Here is a 19,212-nt window from a genome sequence, read left to right as displayed (position 1 = left end):
CCTAGCTTAGTAGACAATAGTTAGTATGATTAAAAAATTATTAAATTTTGATAATTACAAACCGTTTCAAAGTCAATTGAATGATGACTACTTGGTTAAGCCATCGCGCAAACCTCTAACCACAAACTTTAGGTAAATAAATCTCCTATGCAAAACAAAGTACGCAATATACCCACAAATCTTTAGTCCTTGGCTGAGCCAAGAGGCAATTTTACGGACCCTTTTTACATAGTTGTTCACAGAAAACGAGTGACAGACAAAATTCTCATTTAGGATACTATTGATAAAAAATCTATATTTTTGATGATTCATAGATACACAGCAAGAGCAGGCAAATATGATAAAAAATCACGGTTATTTAGAGTTTCCTGATATTCACAGATATTCAGTTTCAGAAGGTCTATCTGAAGAAGTTTTAGTGGCAGCCTTCAAGGTTGAAGAACACTATCACCGACTCTTGCTTAGTGAAAAGAATTTTGACAAACGAGTAAAATTATATGATGAATTCTATTCTAAGCTTATTCCTATTTATGGTAGAGATACTAGTTTAATTAATGGAATAAACGACAAGGATAAATACGTAAAGTTATTCGCAAAAGAACTGGAGAATGCTTCCGTTGTCGACTACGGGAGTGGTCAGGGATATATGCTTCAAAGTATAGAGAGACACCTAAAAACCAAAAGCCTGACTGGAATAGATGTGGTAATTCCTAAAAGTCTCAAGTCTCATAAAACAATCCGTTTTATAGAGTCTAATATTGTTAATTATGAATTTGATGAAAAGTTTGATGTTGCGTTTTCCGATAATGTCTTAGAACATCTTGTTCCAGAGGACGCTGATATTCATCTGAAAAACATATACAATCATTTGAACCCCAATGGAAAGTTAATAATAATAATGCCTAACAGACTCTTCGGTCCTTGGGATGTTACTCGCATTAAGGATTTTTCTCAGTCAGGAAAACTGGCCGCAGAAGGAGGCCATGTAAATGAATCTACACATACGGAAATGGCAAACCAACTTAAGAAGATTGGATTCAGAGAGGTTTCAACTATTTTGCCCATCCCCAAACTCAAATATTCTCTTTTCAAAAGAGTAAGAATAGCAACTCGCTGGGTAGAAGCAATAGAAAATAACCCCATCCTGCTAAGATTATTTAGAAGCATCAAGTTACATGGCGTATGTCAACTAAAGTTTCCGGTAATTTTGATTGCAAAGAAATAATGACCTTAAGCCCTTTTTGTCTTTTGATTGTAAAATCAAAGTGATTTCTTTCAATTAAGATAGGCTTTATTCACTAGATGGCACTGTTTCAGGAAAGCAGTATTACCTCCGCCCAAAACTGCTTTCAAAAAAATTGCCTCAAGGATAGAATACTCTGTACTGAATCTTAATTCATAATGTGATTATCAACTTCATTTTGTTAACCCATCCTTAAACCCTTTCAGGGCAGACCTTAGCTTGTTAAACCGACCTCTGAAAATGAAGTAAGCCGAATAGCCAGCCAGTTTGAAAAATTGATAACCCCAAACGCCTACGGGGTTAAAATAATCCTTGTGTTTTCTAACCAAAAATAAATGATTTCTGGCGTGAAGGTAATGCATAAAGGGCGACAGAAACCCTTCTTTCTGCTTGGTGTCACTTTTTAAAGAGGCCATGGAAAGGTGAAAGATTACACTTTCTGGAGCCACCATTAACTCATACCCTGCTTTACGCATTCGAATGGACCAATCTACATCTTCATGGTATGCGAAGAATTTATTATCCAAAGCACCAATCTGGTGGATAACCGAAGACCGAACTAAAATACAACAGCCGGTGATCCAATCCGTGTCTGACTTAATGCTTGACCTTACTGTGTCTAGCTCTTGATATAAAAAACGTGTTTTCGACAATCCAAAGAACCGATCAGTATCTCCACCTGCACTCCATATCAAGTCTTTCCGATTCAATTCTAAGATCAACGGCTGAACTGCAGCGACTTTATCATTCCCTTCTATAGCCAAAAGCAATGGTTCGATAAAACCTTCCGTAACTTCAGTATCATTATTCAAAAGCATAATATACTCAAAGCCAGCATCCAAAGCTCTTGTTATTGCTATGTTGTTGCCTCCTGTAAAACCTAGGTTCTCTGTGTTCTGAATAAAAGTAACTTCTTTAAACTTCTCTCTAAGTTTAGGTCCCGAATTATCTGCTGAAGCATTGTCTACCAAAAAAATATTTATGCTTGGGAAACCCGTATTCTCTAAGCTATTAATGCATCTAACCGTAAGGTCAAAGGCATTCCAGTTCACCAAAATGATTGCAATTTTATTTATTCCCATCATTACTCAACACACAATACTTCTTTAATAAATAATAATGCACTGCAAAACTTAACACCTCTGAAAGAAGTAGTGCCACAGCCAGCCCATAGCCTCCGTAATAATAACTACCCAACATGGCAATAACAAGCATAAAAATTGCTGTTACCCAGGTAGCTTTGGCTAAAATTTCCTTCCGCTCTGCTACTAAAATTTTAATCATGTTGGCAACGTTCAACATTCCGAAAAACGGAATAAAGCATAATAGCCTTAACACATTAGCACTATAATCAACATACTCACCACCTAAAATTCGGATGATATAGGAAGAAGTAATTGCGAACCCCAGTCCAACAGCAAAGGTTAATGCCAGACCACTTTTATAAGCTTTAGATAAATACTCGTTAAAATCAGATTCATTCTCATGATAAAGCCGTGAAGCGCTCTGCAGAATAGACTGGGTTAAAAAAACAGGAATCATTCTTAATAAAAAGGCTACTCGTTGCGCCAAGTTATACCTTCCAAGCTCTACTTCGGAAACAAAATTACTTAGAATAATATAACCTCCATGAACTGAAAGGTGTCCGCCAATGGTTGAAAGGAAAAACTGAAAATTCTCCTTTATCCTTATAAATACCTTTGCAGCGTTGACCCAATAAAACCTGAGCCCCCACTTTCGGTAGACAAACACTAACAAACCGAAATTGACAATGACGGAAGAAACTCCGAATAAAAAATTAACCCATTTAGCATCACTGCCTTCTTTGACTACTATTACTACGGCAATTAAATAAAACAGCTTAGATATGGCATTGGCAACTGAGACCAGGGAAAGCTTGTCGAGCCCCTGCAAAATAAACATCGGAAACAGGGCTTCCCCTAGTAAAATCACTAACGAAAGGGATAGTATTGAGGAATAATCAGGAAAAAAATTGAACCCATATATGGCGATTAATATCAACAAACTGAGCACGACAGAAAGCATCAGCTTGGTAACTATAATCTCATTTACCAACTCTTGCTGTTTATCGGTATCTCCTAATGTTAATGCTAGCCGCTTTGGCCCGTTTAAATGGAAACCATAATTAACAAGTACGCTTAAGAACATTACAACCGTAAGCCCCAAACCGACTAGGCCGAATTGGCCTTCACCTAAGGTTTGATAAAGTAATGGTGTGATAACAACTGCTACAAGGACATTTACTCCTTGGTTTAGCGACAAGTGAAAGAAGTTAGCGAAAGAAACGCTCTTGATTATTTTTCTAACCTCTTTGATAACTAGCGGGGCTCTTGATTAAAATTATGTGAGAGTTAAATCAATCTTCTTGACTCATAACAGATGTATAAATTCGCATTAAAGTAAAGTAACTCACCATTAGCAGTCCACCTAAAACCAACCCAATCACCAAAGCCTTATACCACTTCATATGGTCGTCTTCTAGGGGCAAAACAGGCTTATCTATTCCCTGTATCAGAGGTGTATTATTTCGGTTAGAAATTTTCGCGATTTCTAAATTTTTAACAATCTCCTCATATACAGCTGATGAAGCCTGAACATCTATCATTATTTTTTGCCTTGGCACATATGCCATAGACTTCAAAGAATTAAGGTAAGGGTTACGCTCATCAAACTGAGCTAAATCACTTAAGGACTGATCTAAAACCTTTTTAACGCTATCTGCCTGATAGGCCAATACTCTTAAATTTTCACTGGTCTTTTTTGTTTTCACTGCTTTATAAAACTCGTTTACATGCTGAACTAAAGTTTCATTAAACTTTTTAGAAAACAATTCATCATTAGAGGTATATGCTACGCTTAATATAGTAAGCTTTCGGCTGGGCTTTGAAACAACAAGGTTTCTTTTTCTGATATCTTTTACCACTTCCTTCAATACGCTATCATGCCTCACAATCATATTGTCTTTAGGCATCTCAAAATTGACACCCGCTTTTGCCCACTTTTTGTCCAGTTTGTTTTCACGGCCATACCAAGTTATGAGTCTTTCAACACCCATTTCCGATTCACTTTTTGTCAAAAGCGTCTCCTTCATCATGGTATATGACATATAGAGTTCCGTAATATTATCTAGCTGGAAAAGGCTGCTCTCCCCTCCTAAAGAGGACCCCACATTTACTCCAGCCAAAGAAGCCAAAGAGGATAACTGCCCTAAACCTCCACCAGATTCATCCTCGAGTGTAAATGTAGTTTCAGCTTTATAATTTATTTTTCTAACCAACTGATACGTGAAAAATAACCCCCCAATAACAATGGCACCAAGAATAATTTTTGCCCATACGCTGAACATGGCTTTTGCCCATGCCTGAAAATTGCGTATCAGGCCAGCAATAGATATTCGCTCTTCATTAATATGGTGATGTTCACTCATTTTCCAGAAAAATTGATTTGACTAATAAGAAGGGCTAAAGTGGCCAAACCACTAGTGATACCAACGACCTCAGAAATAGCGAATGGCAGTTTAGGGGGTTTTGAAGGCACAATAATTTCAGCCCCTGGAGATACACGAGGATATGTCTTGAAAAACAAGAACCTTTTTGTCTTCGCTACATCCCCATTGGCGTATATAACGTACGTATTTTTTCGTTGAGCTCGGTTTCCAAAGCCACCAGCCAAGTTGATAAAATGCTTGAGACTTCGGTTAGATTCATAAACCACTGTGGTGGGGTAAAGCACTCTGCCCCTTAGTCTCACCGTTTCTTGTTGTTTCGGAAGAACAAGCACATCACCTTCCTCAAGTATAAGGTTAAATTTAGATTTCGGATTTTCAATAATCTTCTTCAGATCGATTCCAATAGCATCAGAGTTACCAAGTTGTACATCTCCAAAAAGCGCATTACGTTGGACAATTTCTCTGAGTCTTTCCTTTTTCGCGTAGAATGGATCTCCTTCCGTGTCTAAGTTTTGTTTATCAAGCTCATCAAGTTGCTGATTAAGCCTAGCCACTTGTGCCAACTCCGATTCAGATAATGAAGGGTCTCCTTCGGCATACCTGTTGAGAAGTGCTTCCAAGGCCTGAACTTTTTGTTCAATATTGCTTATCTCTGAATGGAATTCCGTTTTTCTTAGCAAAGTTGCTCCCTCTATATATGCATACTTATTTAGACCTCCTGCTCGCTCTAAAAGACTTGATATTCTCTCGGTTTGATTCTTTATGGCATAGTTGCCCGGATAGACTACCTCCCCTTCTATGGCAACAAATTTTTGAACAAAGAAATTCGGGTTCTTTCTTACAATGATATGATCAAAGGGCTCAAGTTCAAAAGCTTTATCTGTGCTATTAAGCGACAGATTTCTGTCAACATCTACAACGAAAACCTCTGATACATTCCCAACTTGAGCATCACCATATCTTCGTGTGATTTCAATTTTCGATTCCGATGCTGAAGACTTAAAGCCTCCCGCCAAAATCAAGATATCCTCAACTGTCATGTCGTTTGAAAACCTAAAAATACCACCAGAGTTTACCTCACCAGAAACCTCCACATAACTCTCTTCTTTCAATTCATAAATAGAGAATATTTGAACAACATCTTCACGCTGTAATTGAACATCATTTGAAGTCCCATCCATTAAGTCCTTCAAATTGATGGAAATAGTTTCTGTAGATAAATCAGGATTTGTTCTAATAATTAAAGCCCTGCTTAGACTGGCATCACCCTTCAGTCCATCAGCCTTTTCAATAAGTTGTTTGGCTGTTAGCTCTCCAGAAATTGAATACTGTCCTGGGCGGAAAACTGCGCCCTTAATTTGAACTCGATTTGAGAAGCGGTCTAAGACTTGTTTAACTTGATAAACATCTCCTGGCTTAGGAGTAAAAACTGCATACTGATTTTCAAAAACATCGGCAACCACTTTCTCTTTGCCCACATTCCTTACTACACTTATTTGTTCTGAAAAAGCATTCTCATTAAATCCCCCTGCATACCTTATTAGATCGGAAAGGGATTCATTCTCCTTTAATTCATAAATAGCTGGCCTTTTCACAGCACCACCAATTATAATACGGTTGGTATATGGGTCAATAACAATTACATCATTACTCTGAAGCCGTATATTACTCTTGCTATCTCCCGAAATTAAAAAATCATAAGCATCAAGTTGAGCAACTAGCTTATCTTCTCTAAACACTTTGATATTCCTGAGTGTTCCATTTTCGGTTACACCACCCACGGAATACAACGCGTTAAATACTGTGCTAAATGCACTTAATGTGTATGTGCCTGGAGTAGCAACCTCCCCAACCACTGTGATATTAATAGACTTGATTCTTCCTAAAGTAACAGAGATAAATGTTGAAGGAGAATCTCCTTCCAATTCAGTAATTACCTTGGCAAGTTTATTTTTTATCTTGGCCTCAGCAGCTTTAACATTGAGTCCGGACAAGAAAATAGGCCCAAAGTTTTCCAAAATAATACTCCCCTCAGGGTTTATTTCAGCCTGATAGTATTGTTCTGAGATTCCATAAATATCAATAAAAATCTCATCCCCTGCTCCTAGCACATAATTTTCTGGAGTCGGAATATTCAAGCTCGACACAAAACCATTTTTTGCAGTGCCATTCTGAAAAATGGCCAAACCAAAAATCTCAGAGGGCAATAAAGGCTGATTTTCAGAAATCAATGCTTCCACATTGGTTCGACTTGACCTTTCCGTTGGAGTTGACTCAGCCCTAGACACTCTGGAACTTTGTATTTTATTCATCCTTTGACCTAGTTTTGATATTTCAGTCAATGACACCCCTTGTCCCTGTGCAGCAGCAAACAAGTCTTGCTGTGAATAGCCCATTGAAGATGCCTTTTGCATCATGCTTTGAATTTGCTCGTCTGAAAGCTCATCCACCTTAATGGCTGTAAAATCTGGCAGTCCTTGAGCCATTACCGGCTGGTTAAAAAGCAGGGTTAATAATCCCAGAATAAGAAATGAATATTTAATTTTTTGACCCATTTGTTGGTGATTCCGTCTAATTCGTATGCAAGATAAAAGAAAAGCCAAACATAAGAATGTTTAGCTGTTAAAGCATTCTACTCTAATGTCTTCGTTTTTTAGCCTACCGACTTTGTAATTGATACTACTTTCGCTTCTTTTCTATAAGTTCTATTTCTTTCCTTCAGTTCTTCCTTGCGCTTATCAATCATCGATTTAAAAATAAGCTCAGTAATTGTTCCTAAAGTTAATGCAGTAACTATAAGTGCGGGAAGCACAATCGCATCTGAAAAACTTTTTAACACTAAAGTCAATAAAACAAAAATCACGTTCACTGTTACCAAAATACCCGTGGCCTGAGCGTGGTTGCAGCCCAAACGAAGAAGAATATGGTGTAAATGAGTCCTATCTGGATGCATTGGAGACTTCCCTCTCAGCATTCTCTTAATAAACACTCTCAAAGTATCATAAAGCGGTACAATTAATACTCCTATGGCTGGCCCAACAAATGCATCAAATCGGAAAGGGTGCGCTGCTTGTAGATTGTAGTTTAAATCAATGAATTTTATTGATACAATTGATAGAAAAAAGCCAATCATCAATGAGCCCGTATCACCCATGAATACTTTTGACGGAGCCCAGTTAAATTGTAAGAAAGCCAACAAGCCACCTAACAAAGAAAAAGATAGAAAAGCATAAGCATCAGCCCCTACCAAGTAGAACCAGATGCCAAAAAATAAGGCGCTAATTATACCAATAGAGCCAGCTAAGCCATCAATTCCATCAATGAGGTTATAGGCATTTGTTATAACAATGATTGTAAATACAGATAGGATATAGCTAAAAATTGTTGGAATTTCATATATTCCAAAAATTCCATAAAGCGAAACGAGTCTAATATCGCACACCGCAACTATAATAAGTGTAGATGCTATTTGTCCAAAAAGTTTTTGGAATGCCCTTAGATTAATCAAATCATCTCTAAAGCCAATTATGAACATTATGGTCAAGGCACTAATTACATACTTGATCTCTTTAAGTTCATCAAAAGGCATCCAAATAAAAAGCGAGATTGCGAACCCAATATAAATTGCCAATCCACCCATTGAAGGTGTATGTACAGTATGAATCTTTCGCCCCCCAGGAGTGTCCAAAAAGTTACGCTTTTTGAACGCTTTGATAAAAACAGGAAAGATCAAAAAAGTTATTAAAAAAGACGTACCTCCCAGTAGAAAAAACTGTTCCATTAAATTCTGTTATTCTCTGTAAAGTTAAACAGTTAAACCAAGTATTGAAAGGCGTGAGATCAATTAATAAATAACTGAGCCCGTTCACTTTAAAAAGATGGTTTAGGAGGAAGGGACCTAAATACTCTATAAGGTAAGTCAGAGCTTGAGAATAATATTACCCAAGCCGTCAGAAATATGATTTTTAAGTCCACCCACATTGAGGCTCTTTCTTGATACCATAACTCTAACTTGCCTTTATATGGGGCGATAGTATTTTCATAATAGGTATGGGGATCCAAATTACTATTAAAGATAAGAGACTCCTCATCTCTAAAAACAATCGAACCTATACCCGTTAGACCAGGTTTCACATTGTAAACGAGCCCTCTCACCTCTTCAGAATAAGCGTTAAATGTCTTATCAACCAATGGTCTGGGTCCCACTAAACTTATGTCCCCCAACAATATGTTAAATATTTGAGGTAGCTCATTGATCTTTGTCTTTCTCAAAAACCCACCCATTGGTGTAACTCTAGGGTCATTCCTTAAGGTTATAGAGCCTGAGCCCATATTTGGGCTATCCTTAAGCATGGTCGCAAACTTAAGAATCTCAAAGTACTTGTTATTCAAGCCTATTCTCTTCTGCTTATAGAATATATACCCTTCACCCGTCAATTTAAGCCCTATCATAATTGGCAGTAACAGCGGGAGAAGAATTATTATTGCTATTAAAGCAACCGTCATGTCTAAAAGCCTTTTGAAAAATTTATACATAGTTACATGCTTTGATCCAGGTTTTTACCCTTTTCGATATGATCAAAATTAGGAAGATAAGTTTTCAATACCTGAACAACACTCGCCTTTGATATCGTTTCTGAATTGAATGCTGATTCTAGATTAGAAAATATTTCCATCAACTCTTTTGTTGATTTCCTTTGAGTATTCTTTATTACCCCCAAACCAGAGAAACTATCAACATCTAGTTGCTCATCGTCAGTATAAAATTCTTCAAAAGACTTTTCACCTGAGGTATTCGATTCGAAAAAATACACTGGGTAAGTGCTAGAATTGGTTTTCAATTGTGTAGCCTTTTCTCTCGCCTCATCTTCAGTTGCGCAGACATCCGCTTCAAAACCCAATTCTTTTAACAAGCTTATCGCTATGGACGAAAAGGTTTTCATGTTCTTATTATAATCTAGCTTTGGAAAGAATATTTCTCCCGAATCACCTAAAAGACAAGCTAAAAGGCAAATTTGTCCTGACTCTTCAGGTGACACAAAATACCTTTTAATATTCAATGGGCTTGAGAAGGGTTGTTGTTTGGCCAATCTCTCCATGAAACCAAAGGGAAGACTACCATTAGAAAATGCCACATTCGCAAACCTTGCTGTTGAAATTCGTAACCTATCAGAGTACGCAAGAATTAAATCCTCCATTAACTTTTTGCTGGCTCCCATAACATTAACCGGGTTTGCAGCTTTATCCGTTGAGACACAAAAGAAGTGTTCTGGAGGGTTTTGAACCAACAGATCTAAAAGCCCTTTGGCCTTGAGCACATTGTTTTGAATCATTGCCTCGATGGAATAATGATCCTTTTCACTTCTTACATGTTTGTGAGCAGCAAAGTTGGCGACAATGTCAAAAGGACCTGATGCAAGGAACATCTTCTTAAAAACAGGATCCGAAAAACTTATAGGGTATGTTTTAAGGTCATCAGGCACATTAAGCCCTACTGAACTTCTAAGGTCTCTAACAAGTTCTGTTAGACCGTTTTCATTAATATCAACAACGTAAAGCTTACTAATATTAAATTTTAAAAGTGCCTTTATAAAAGATGAGCCAATAGTTCCTGCTCCACCAATAACCAAAGCCGACCTCCCTTCTGTTTTTTCTGTTAGCCTTTCATGAAAAGTCAACAAATCCTTCGAGAAAAGGCTTTCCTTTCTCTCCGTTACATACTCTGATATAAATCGATCAACATTGAATAATTTACTCATTTCAATTGTTTTTAGCCATTAACCGAATCCCTTCTTCAAATGAAAAAGGTGGTTCAAAGTTCAATATATTCCTTGTTGCACTATCATCGACTACAAGAGAGCCAAATAGTCTCTTATATATTTCAGGTGCTATTTTTTTTATCGTAAATCTCACCAGCCCTGGAATTGAAATCAGCTTGATTTGAATGTTCTTTCCTTTGGCAATTTCTGAGATGAGTCTTGAAGTAGACACTGGTTCGGAGTCTTGAATTAAAAAAGTCCCTGACTTACTGGTTTTTATTACCCTGTCTAAAAGCGCTACAAAATTGTCCAGCCCCAGCATACTTCTCTTGTTATTAATATTCCCTAAAGGGATGTATTTTCTCTTTTCAACCAAGGCCATGAGTTTCTGCATGTTGCCCTTTACACCCTGCCCATAAATGAGTGGTGGACGAACAATAGAAATTCCAAAATCTCTAGTTTCCAAATTTTTAAGCGCCTCTTCAGCCATGAGCTTGCTCTTACCATAAGCATCATTTGGCCTACATGCAGTCTCTGGAGTGAGTAATTCATAATCATCTCCATATACCTTAATTGTACTCACAAAAATAAAGTGACCTACTCCGGCTTCTTTGGCGGCTTCTGCCAATTTCTTAGTGAGCTCATAGTTCACTTCAAAATAAAGAGAGTCATCTGTCTTCTCCATTCGGTGAGCAATTCCTGCCAAATGAAGAATTACGTCTACACCCGAGAAATCTAAGTCTTCGATCTGAACATTCTGGAGCGAAACCGTTTTTATTAAACATCTGTCCTTATTGCTGACACAGAAGCGTTGCCCAACAAAACCAGATGCACCTGTTATAAGAACTGTCTTCATATATTCTGCTCACCTTTATTGGCACTGGCAATTATACTCTCAGCCATTTTTTCCATTATATTCTTACGGCTGAATGCCGATATGAACGCTGATCTTCTTTGGTTTTTGAACTCAAAAGATTTAATCTTCGACACGAACGTTTCAACATCTCCAGGAGCAAAGAGAATATAATTTTCTAAGTTTTCCTGAATGAACTGATTTGAAAACCCAGCAACACCTGCTATTATGGGCTTATCATAGGCTCCGTATTCAAATATCTTTGATGGGAGCACTTTTTCGAAGGCTTTAAAATCATTTAAATGCAGGAAAAGAAAGTCTGATTTCATGTAATAATCCTTCAGAACAGCTCTGCCTACTGGCTCAATGAGCTCAATATTGGTACTTCTTGTTTTTTCAATTTGATCTATTAGTTTGCCTTTTGCACCCCCATCACCAATAATCACAAACTTATAATCATCACCTAGCGCCTTAGCCGCTTGGGGAATAATTTTATGTAAACCCTGCCCCTCTCCAATATTACCAGCATAGGTTATGATAAATTGATCACTAACTCTCTCTTTGGATTCAGGGAGATTTAAGAATTCATCGTCAATTCCATTCGTGAAAAATGAGTACGATGGGTTTTTGAATTTTTTAAAATACCCTTCAAAGCCACCTGATACGAGGTTAATATGATTGGCCTTTTTAAAGGTATATTTTTCAACTTTTCTGAGAACAGGCAAACTGAGCGTTTTCAATATTTTGCTCTCGAGCACCTCGTTCATTGTATCGGTAAATATATCTCTTATATCAAGATAAAGATTGACCTTATGTTTGTTCGCTAGGTATCTTCCTAAAAAGGCCGTAAAAAGACGTGAAGAGGACGCAAAGACCAAATCATAGTGATTTCCTTTGGTCAACTTCAGTGCATTAAAGAAAAATGTTTTAAACGAATTAATTTGATCCAAAAACCCACTTTGATGATCTGGGATAGGAATTCGTTGAATAAATAGCTTGTCTCTTTGCTCAACCTCAAGGGCGTCTTCTTTGAAAGACTTATAACGATTTGGCATGGTCGTAATCACATGGACCTCATCGCCTTCTTTGAGTTTTCTATTTAACTCGTAAGCCAAGGGTGTATTTCTAAAAGAACCAGCACAAAGGTCTGGTTCAAAATAAAAGGTCAAATAAAGTATCTTCATAATTTATTCAAGCACTCTATTATCCTCTCTGCAGTTTTCCCATCCCATAATTTAGGAATCTCCCCCTTCTTCCAACTTCCTGAAAATAGCTTCGCCATCGCTGGTCCTATTGATTTTGGATTAGTTCCTAAAAGCTCATTGGTTCCTAGTTCACAAGTCTCAGGCCTTTCCGTATTATCCCTGAGGGTCATACACGGAACGCCCATTACCGTTGTCTCTTCCGTTATCCCTCCTGAATCGGTAATCACAGCCTTTGCTCGCTCTACTAGGAAGTTAAATTCCAAATAAGGAAGTGGTTCGATCAAGTGTAAATTATCGTGTGTGATCCCTAGGTTTTCGAAAACTTTCGCGGTTCTTGGATGAATTGGAAAAACCAGAGGCATTCCCTGAGAATGATCTACAATCTCTTGTATTAGACCTTTTAACTTATGCTCCTCATCAACATTTGCAGGTCTATGCAAGGTCATCACGATGTAGCCAGACTCGTTAAGTTTTAATTCATCCCAAACCTCAGGCTTCATAAAACGCGACCGATTTTTAAGCAAAGTATCAATCATTGTATTACCCACGAAGAAGATTCTCTCATCTTCAACGCCAGCCCTTTTCAAATTACTATTCGCTCGTTCAGAGGTAGTGAAAAAGTAGTCCGTTATACTATCGGTAACCATTCTATTTATCTCTTCGGGCATCGAGAGGTCAAAAGAGCGAATGCCTGCTTCTACGTGAGCCACCTTAATGTTTAATTTCTTTGCTGCAATCGAGCAGGCCATTGTGGAGGTTACATCACCAACTACCAAGGTTAAATCACAAGGCTTTTCTAATAGAAGGGCCTCATACCTGACCATAATCTTAGCGGTTTGCTCCGCTTGGGTTCCAGAGCCAGACTCTAAATTCACATCTGGATGAGGGATATTGAGTTGCTCAAAAAAGTCACCTGACATCTTCTTATCGTAATGCTGTCCAGTGTGGACTAGTCTATATTTCAGTTTTGAACCACTAACCTCAGCTTTTTGAATCGCGTGAATTATTGGTGCAATTTTCATGAAATTAGGGCGAGCCCCAGCAATAATATCAATCAGCATATTGAATTTCTATTTGGTTTGTTTCACTTGGTTTCAGTACTAACTTTTTTGCCTCCTTTAAACGGTTGAAACCATCAGCATATTCGTAACTCTCAAGTGCAAAGGAACAAAAGCCCTCTAACTTAATCCTTATTTTATCTGCAAAAATATCATTTCCTAAAACTTTCAATTGAACATCGGGATGAAAATGTAGAATAGAGACTGTAGACTCCATCATTGAACTGCTTCCCTCTAAAATATCCTCAATACAAATAGCGCTTTGACTAACGCTGAATTTTCGTTTAACACTTAGCCCTTTTTTCTCAAACCCAGTATGTTCCGCTTCAATTTGAGAAGCCGAATCATTCAATAAACGAACCTTAGCCCGTTTTGCAACTCTAAAGCCTCCCCATACTTCAGAGGAATTGGTGTTACCTAAAGAAACACAGTTATGAGAAATAGTTGACCTTTCTAACTGTCTTCGTTGGTTCTTCTCATAAGTAGAAATACCAACATCAACAATAAATGGCTTTCCCTTAAGGTTTAGTACAAAGTTTAACTCATCGGCATGCGCATGGCCTGGTTGATAAGAAGGGGTAATCGCCCCTACATCTACAATGAGTTCCATATTCTCATTAAAAAATTTCCTATACCCAGAATCTGAAAGAGATACCTCTTTTTTCCAGTCAACGCTCAATAGTTTTGCATAATCTAACAACTCTTGGGTTGTAGGAGCAATTCTCTTTGTAGCGTCTTTTAAGCAAGGAATTTCTCCATTTCTAAAAGTCATCATATTCAACCATGACAGCATTGATTGTGCCACAGCCTTGAGCTCTTCCAGCAATTCTTTAGACTGCCAAGTATTATTTTGGACCAGATTGATAGTGTCGAGTAATCTAAAAAGCAAAATCTGGTGATACATTGGAGACCGTTCATAGTGTGCCCCATCCGAAAGGATTTGCTCACTCAGTTGTGCCATTAAAAGCTTTTTGGCTTTCTCATAAAAGCTATCGTTTTCAAAATAATAGGCTCCAAAAAACAATGAAAATGCATTTTCCAGTAAATGGTTTGCCAAAATATGGTACTCCAAATTTGACTCAAGAATTTTGAACTGCTTATAAAGACATTGGTCTATCTCATTCTCTTGAATGTTATTAATTGATAGAAACTTTATCCAGTTAATCCCTTTTAAGGAGATAGGATAAGGTTCTAGCCCACCTTTCAAGCCATCATAGCTGTCACAGTAATCTTTTATGAGTTTTTTGCCCGAATCAGAACCGGTTTTCGGGTCGAAAAGAAAATCGAAATAATTTAAATTGTAGTTCCAAAGTTTGCCTTTCCCTTCATAATTCCAATCCACCTTTCCGATGAATTCGTGAGGTTGGTTTAGGAAAGAAAATTTCAAATCTTTCTCAGTCAACCATTCAATGCTAGTCGCCTCTGGACTGAAAGGAAAGGCTGCAAGCACAAGCCGATCCTGAATTGGTTTATAACCCCGAAGGTTACCAAAAGAAATAGGGTCAAAGACCCTATTTCTAACCTTATAATATATCTGATAAAAAACCTGTATCCGTTTTAAGTGGACCACAGTATTAATCATCAATTTCAGTCTAGTCCACATCTACCCAAGCTCCCATTTTTAAACTTTCTACTGCCAAAATACTGGCCTTACTCACGTTAATAACTTCGTTAACCGGGATAATAGAATCACCTCCGTTTTTAGCAAATTCGCTTAAACGTCTAAATTGTTCTACGTGACCTTTATCTTGTTTGGTCTTTAATTTACCAAAGCCTTTGGCACCAAAACCTTGCGTTATCCTAAAGTTATCACACACAAAAGTTCTTTCTTGAGAATAAACCTCTATACGTTCCTTTGAATATGACTTGGCTCCATTCGCAAAATAATTAATGGTTCCGTTAGATCCATTTTCAAACCTTAATAGAATAGAAGCATTGTCTGTATTTTCCTCTGGATTCTTGCCCATAGCATTCATACAAACTGAAACTACTTGGCTACCTGTCAGATATACTAAAAGGTCTATATAATGGCATGCTTCTCCAATAATTCTACCGCCACCAACTTCCATGTCGTGGATCCACACATCTTTAGGGATAAAACCAGCATTCATGGTGGCACAAACGTTAATTGGCCCACTGGCTTCTCCTAGTGCTTTCTTTATTTTCTCCATATGGGGAGAAAACCTTCGATTGAAACCTACCACTACTGACTTCTCCGACTTTTCGGCCTGAGCAATAATATCATCAACCTCAGTAAGCTTTAAGGCTAATGGTTTTTCAACGAAGACATGCTTACCTGCCTCTAAACAAGCCAATGCCATTGAAGCATGAAGGTTATGGCGTGTTGTTATCAACACCAACTTAACCTCATCGTCCGCTAATATTTCTTTGTAATCACTAGTGGCAAAATTAACCCCGAACTTGTTCGCTAGTGTCTTCGCACTTAAGCCACCAGAGCTCGCAATGTATTTAACAGGAGTGTCGTTTTTCTTCAAGGCAGGCAAAATCATTGCATTGGTAAAATTACCAGCCCCAACGATTCCTAAAGCTCCTCCTTTTCCCTTTCCAGCCCCTACTTCTACTTTCCTTGTGGGGGTCTCTTCTTCATTACTATAAACTAAAATTGAGGCTACAGATTTGGACGTACCTATAGTTCCGTAAATCTTATCAAAGTCAGCAAGTGGTATTTCTTCGGTAATTAGAGGTTTTACATCCAGTTTTCCATTAGCAATTGCCCCTAAAACTGTTTGAAAGTTTCTCTTTTCCGTCCAGCGAACAAATGGGAGTGGATAATCTTGCCCTTTTTGTTCATAGTCGTCATCATAACGGCCCGGCCCATAGGAACAAGATACTTGAAAAGTAAGCTCCTTTTCGTAAAAATCAGCTCTTGAAATATCCAAGCCAATTACACCAACAAGTACAATACGACCACGTTTTCGGCTCATTTTAGCCGAATTAGAAATAATGTCGTTCGTTTTATTTGAAGCGGTAATGATTACTCCATCGGCACCTACTCCGTTGGTATGCTCTTCAACTATTTTTACTTGATCAGCCCCAGCGCTGAGGTTAATGGCTTTTATACCTTTAGCTGTAGCGATATCTACTTTACTTTGATCGTAGTCAAAACCTATAACATCGCAGCCATTGGCGATCAATAATTCTGCCGTGATTAAACCAATAAGACCAAGACCGATAACCACTACGGTTTCGCCCATTGTTGGGTTCAAAAGGCGAATGCCCTGAAGTCCAATAGCACCTATGATCGTAAATGAAGCCTCACTATAAGATACATTGTCAGGAATTCTGGCAACAAGGTTTTCAGGAATACAAACAAATTCAGCATGATTGCCATTTGAAGCTACCCTATCACCAACCTTGAATTCTTTAACCCCTTTACCGACAGCTACAACCTCACCCACGTTGCAATAGCCCATAGGTAGCGGTTGGTTAAGCTTACTAAATACGGCTTCCAAGGTTGGCATCAAGCCATCTGTCTTAATTTTATCAAGCACCATCTTCACCTTATCTGGTTGCTGACGTGCCTTAGATACTAAATTAGATTTGCCAAATTCAACAAGCATTCTTTCTGTACCCAGCGAAACTAAACTCCGTTGCGTCTTAATAAGAACAGCCCCAGTTTTTACTAATGGAGCTGGCACTTCTTCAAGAATAGTTTTGCCTGTCTTTAGGTCTTGTATTATTTGCTTCATCAATTAATTCTTCCTTTTGAAAACTGCCTCACCCAACTATCAATGGCCAATATCGCCCAGATAGAATAAGATGCGTCAATATCTCCTTTTTTATTGCTTTCAACTAGAGCATTTACTTGAGCGTAGTCAAAAATGTTAAATTTCTCAATATTTTCTCTACTCAACCTCGATTCAACTAACTCCGACAGGTCTTCTGTAATCCATTTTCTAACAGGCGCACCAAAACCTGCTTTGGAACGGTATATTACTTCCATTGGTAAATACCTTTCTGCGACTTTCTTGAGTATATATTTTGTGACTTTATTCTTAAGCTTAAGCTCCGGAGGTATCTTATAACTAAAGTCAACTAAGTCATTATCCAAAAATGGCACTCTTATTTCGACCCCAGCAGCCATTCCCATTTTATCGGTATAATTGAAGTTATGGTCAACCAAAAAGGTGCTCATTTCCAAATGGAGCATTTGATTGAGTGAGTTGTGTTCTTTAGGAATCTCATTAATCTTAGACCTAAAAAAGCTGTACTCATCAAGTGTATCTAGCTTCTTCTTAGCATCTGCTTTAAAAAGACTTTTTACCGTTCTCCAGTCAAGCCAATCAAAATAGGTAAATAGTCTGTCCTTCTTAGATTTTCTAAGCGTCCCTAAAAGCTTTTTTACCCTTCGTTTATTCGGTGTACTAGGTTTTAATAGACTGGCAAAACCACCAGCGGTATTCAGTATAAACTGAGGTATCTTAGAAATTTTCGCCTCATATTTTAGCATCTGATGTCTTCTGTAGCCAGAAAACACATCATCTCCTCCAGCGCCACCAATCAATACTTTGAAGCCCATTTCAGCAGCCCTCTTGGAGATGTTTAGTACATTCAAAGGCGCTGGGTCAGCTTGAGGCTCGTCCAAATGCCAAATCATGCTATCAAAATCCTTAGCAATATCAACGTCTGACGATACTACTTCTAGTTTGACATCTAAGTGATCGGCAACTATTCTAGCATAATCCAAATCATTACTAAAGCCTTCACTTTTGGCAAAGGTGGTAGTATCAATAGTAAAGCACTGAATATCTTCCTCAGGACGTAACTTTCTTGCTATCGCGACCAAAAGGCTACTATCTAAACCACCGGAAAGGAAGAACCCTACAGGAACATCGGACAAAAGTTGTCGCTGAACTGCTTGAACCAATAGAGCATCTAGGCTATCAACTAGTTCATCCTCCGTTGCAAGATACCTGGTTCCATCGAACGTCTTTGTGGAGATGAATTTTGATTCAGTACTGATTACTCCATTGTTATTGGAGATTGTACAATACTCACCAGGAAGCATTTTCTTTATCTCCTTTGAAGGAGTTCCTTTACCTGGAGACCAAAGAAACTTTATGTAGTTGGCAATCGACTCATAGTCTAATTCATTTGAGTCAAACTCAAGCGCCTTTAACTCAGACGAGAATTGAAACTCGTTGTTTACAAAACTGTAATACAAAGGCTTAACACCAAACCTATCCCTCACCAAAACAGCCTTTTCTGTTATAAGGTCATATATGCAGAGTGCAAATATTCCATTTAGCATCTCAAAAATTTGAGTGCCATACATTAAATAACCTTCAAGAACTGTTTCAGTGTCAGAAGTCGACTTAAACGTTACTCCTTTTTCTTCAAGTCCTTTTCTAATTTCCCAGTGATTATATATTTCACCATTGAAAACCATTACCGTATTTCCATCCTTCGATAGAAACGGTTGATGGGCCATTTCACTAACATCTTGAATAGAGAGCCTTACATGGCCAAGGGTAACATTCTTATGTTCAAACCAACCGGTATCATCTGGTCCTCTATGCTGTATGAGGTCGAGTACCTTCCGATCAATTCTTTTATTAAAAGCTCCAACTATGCCACACATAAAAACTTAAAATCTATTAATAC

The 19,212-nt window shown here is 38.0% G+C and carries 14 protein-coding genes; 1 reads left to right on the top strand and 13 read right to left on the bottom strand.

The genetic code is table 11. From position 1 onward, the window contains the following. Window positions 1-337: 337 nt before the first annotated feature. Window positions 338-1,225, top strand: coding sequence for a class I SAM-dependent methyltransferase (locus VOI17_RS14405; protein ID WP_323757927.1), 888 nt, complete (start codon window positions 338-340; stop codon window positions 1,223-1,225). 191 nt (window positions 1,226-1,416) lie between these two features. Here VOI17_RS14405 and VOI17_RS14400 read toward each other — a convergent pair whose 3' ends face one another. From VOI17_RS14400 to asnB, 13 genes are all read right to left on the bottom strand, one after another. Next, window positions 1,417-2,328, bottom strand: a complete 912-nt coding sequence (locus tag VOI17_RS14400; protein WP_323757926.1) for a glycosyltransferase family 2 protein — start codon at window positions 2,326-2,328, stop codon at window positions 1,417-1,419. Beyond that, complete coding sequence (locus tag VOI17_RS14395) at window positions 2,312-3,559, bottom strand: oligosaccharide flippase family protein (protein ID WP_323758074.1); 1,248 nt, start codon at window positions 3,557-3,559, stop codon at window positions 2,312-2,314. Before VOI17_RS14395 ends, VOI17_RS14400 begins: the two co-directional genes overlap by 17 nt. 61 nt (window positions 3,560-3,620) lie before the next feature. Next, window positions 3,621-4,691, bottom strand: coding sequence for an exopolysaccharide biosynthesis protein (locus VOI17_RS14390; RefSeq protein ID WP_323757925.1), 1,071 nt, complete (start codon window positions 4,689-4,691; stop codon window positions 3,621-3,623). Further along, window positions 4,688-7,198 (bottom strand): SLBB domain-containing protein, encoded by a 2,511-nt coding sequence (locus VOI17_RS14385; protein ID WP_323757924.1) that lies wholly within the window; start codon window positions 7,196-7,198, stop codon window positions 4,688-4,690. Before VOI17_RS14385 ends, VOI17_RS14390 begins: the two co-directional genes overlap by 4 nt. A gap of 167 nt (window positions 7,199-7,365) precedes the next feature. Then, window positions 7,366-8,493 carry an MraY family glycosyltransferase gene (locus VOI17_RS14380; protein ID WP_323757923.1) on the bottom strand — a complete coding sequence of 376 codons (1,128 nt, stop codon included), beginning with the start codon at window positions 8,491-8,493 and terminating at the stop codon, window positions 7,366-7,368. 89 nt (window positions 8,494-8,582) lie between these two features. Further along, a complete protein-coding gene (locus VOI17_RS14375; RefSeq protein WP_323757922.1) occupies window positions 8,583-9,248 on the bottom strand; it encodes a sugar transferase in 666 nt (221 codons plus the stop codon). A gap of 2 nt (window positions 9,249-9,250) precedes the next feature. Further along, complete coding sequence (locus tag VOI17_RS14370; RefSeq protein ID WP_323757921.1) at window positions 9,251-10,471, bottom strand: polysaccharide biosynthesis protein; 1,221 nt, start codon at window positions 10,469-10,471, stop codon at window positions 9,251-9,253. A 1-nt stretch (window position 10,472) separates the two neighbouring features. Beyond that, complete coding sequence (locus VOI17_RS14365; RefSeq protein WP_323757920.1) at window positions 10,473-11,327, bottom strand: NAD-dependent epimerase/dehydratase family protein; 855 nt, start codon at window positions 11,325-11,327, stop codon at window positions 10,473-10,475. Next, the gene (locus VOI17_RS14360; protein ID WP_323757919.1) at window positions 11,324-12,508 is read right to left on the bottom strand and encodes a glycosyltransferase family 4 protein; all 1,185 of its coding nucleotides are present in this window, start codon (window positions 12,506-12,508) and stop codon (window positions 11,324-11,326) included. The genes VOI17_RS14365 and VOI17_RS14360 overlap by 4 nt, the downstream gene beginning before the upstream one ends. After that, window positions 12,505-13,590 carry a non-hydrolyzing UDP-N-acetylglucosamine 2-epimerase gene (gene wecB, locus VOI17_RS14355; protein WP_323757918.1) on the bottom strand — a complete coding sequence of 362 codons (1,086 nt, stop codon included), beginning with the start codon at window positions 13,588-13,590 and terminating at the stop codon, window positions 12,505-12,507. The genes VOI17_RS14360 and wecB overlap by 4 nt, the downstream gene beginning before the upstream one ends. Beyond that, entirely contained in the window at window positions 13,580-15,037 is a 1,458-nt protein-coding gene (locus VOI17_RS14350) for an alginate lyase family protein (protein ID WP_323757917.1), read from the bottom strand. Before VOI17_RS14350 ends, wecB begins: the two co-directional genes overlap by 11 nt. A 142-nt stretch (window positions 15,038-15,179) precedes the next feature. Then, the gene (locus VOI17_RS14345; protein WP_323757916.1) at window positions 15,180-17,297 is read right to left on the bottom strand and encodes a bi-domain-containing oxidoreductase; all 2,118 of its coding nucleotides are present in this window, start codon (window positions 17,295-17,297) and stop codon (window positions 15,180-15,182) included. Beyond that, window positions 17,297-19,189: an asparagine synthase (glutamine-hydrolyzing) gene (gene asnB, locus VOI17_RS14340; protein WP_323757915.1), complete on the bottom strand. Its 1,893-nt coding sequence runs from the start codon at window positions 19,187-19,189 to the stop codon at window positions 17,297-17,299. The genes VOI17_RS14345 and asnB overlap by 1 nt, the downstream gene beginning before the upstream one ends. Between the last annotated feature and the right edge of the window lie 23 nt (window positions 19,190-19,212).

The sequence above is a fragment of the Roseivirga sp. genome, assembly GCF_034669765.1.
GTDB lineage: Bacteria > Bacteroidota > Bacteroidia > Cytophagales > Cyclobacteriaceae > Roseivirga.
Note: the sequence above shows the minus strand (reverse complement) of the source record. Positions and strands in the feature narration are given on the sequence as shown.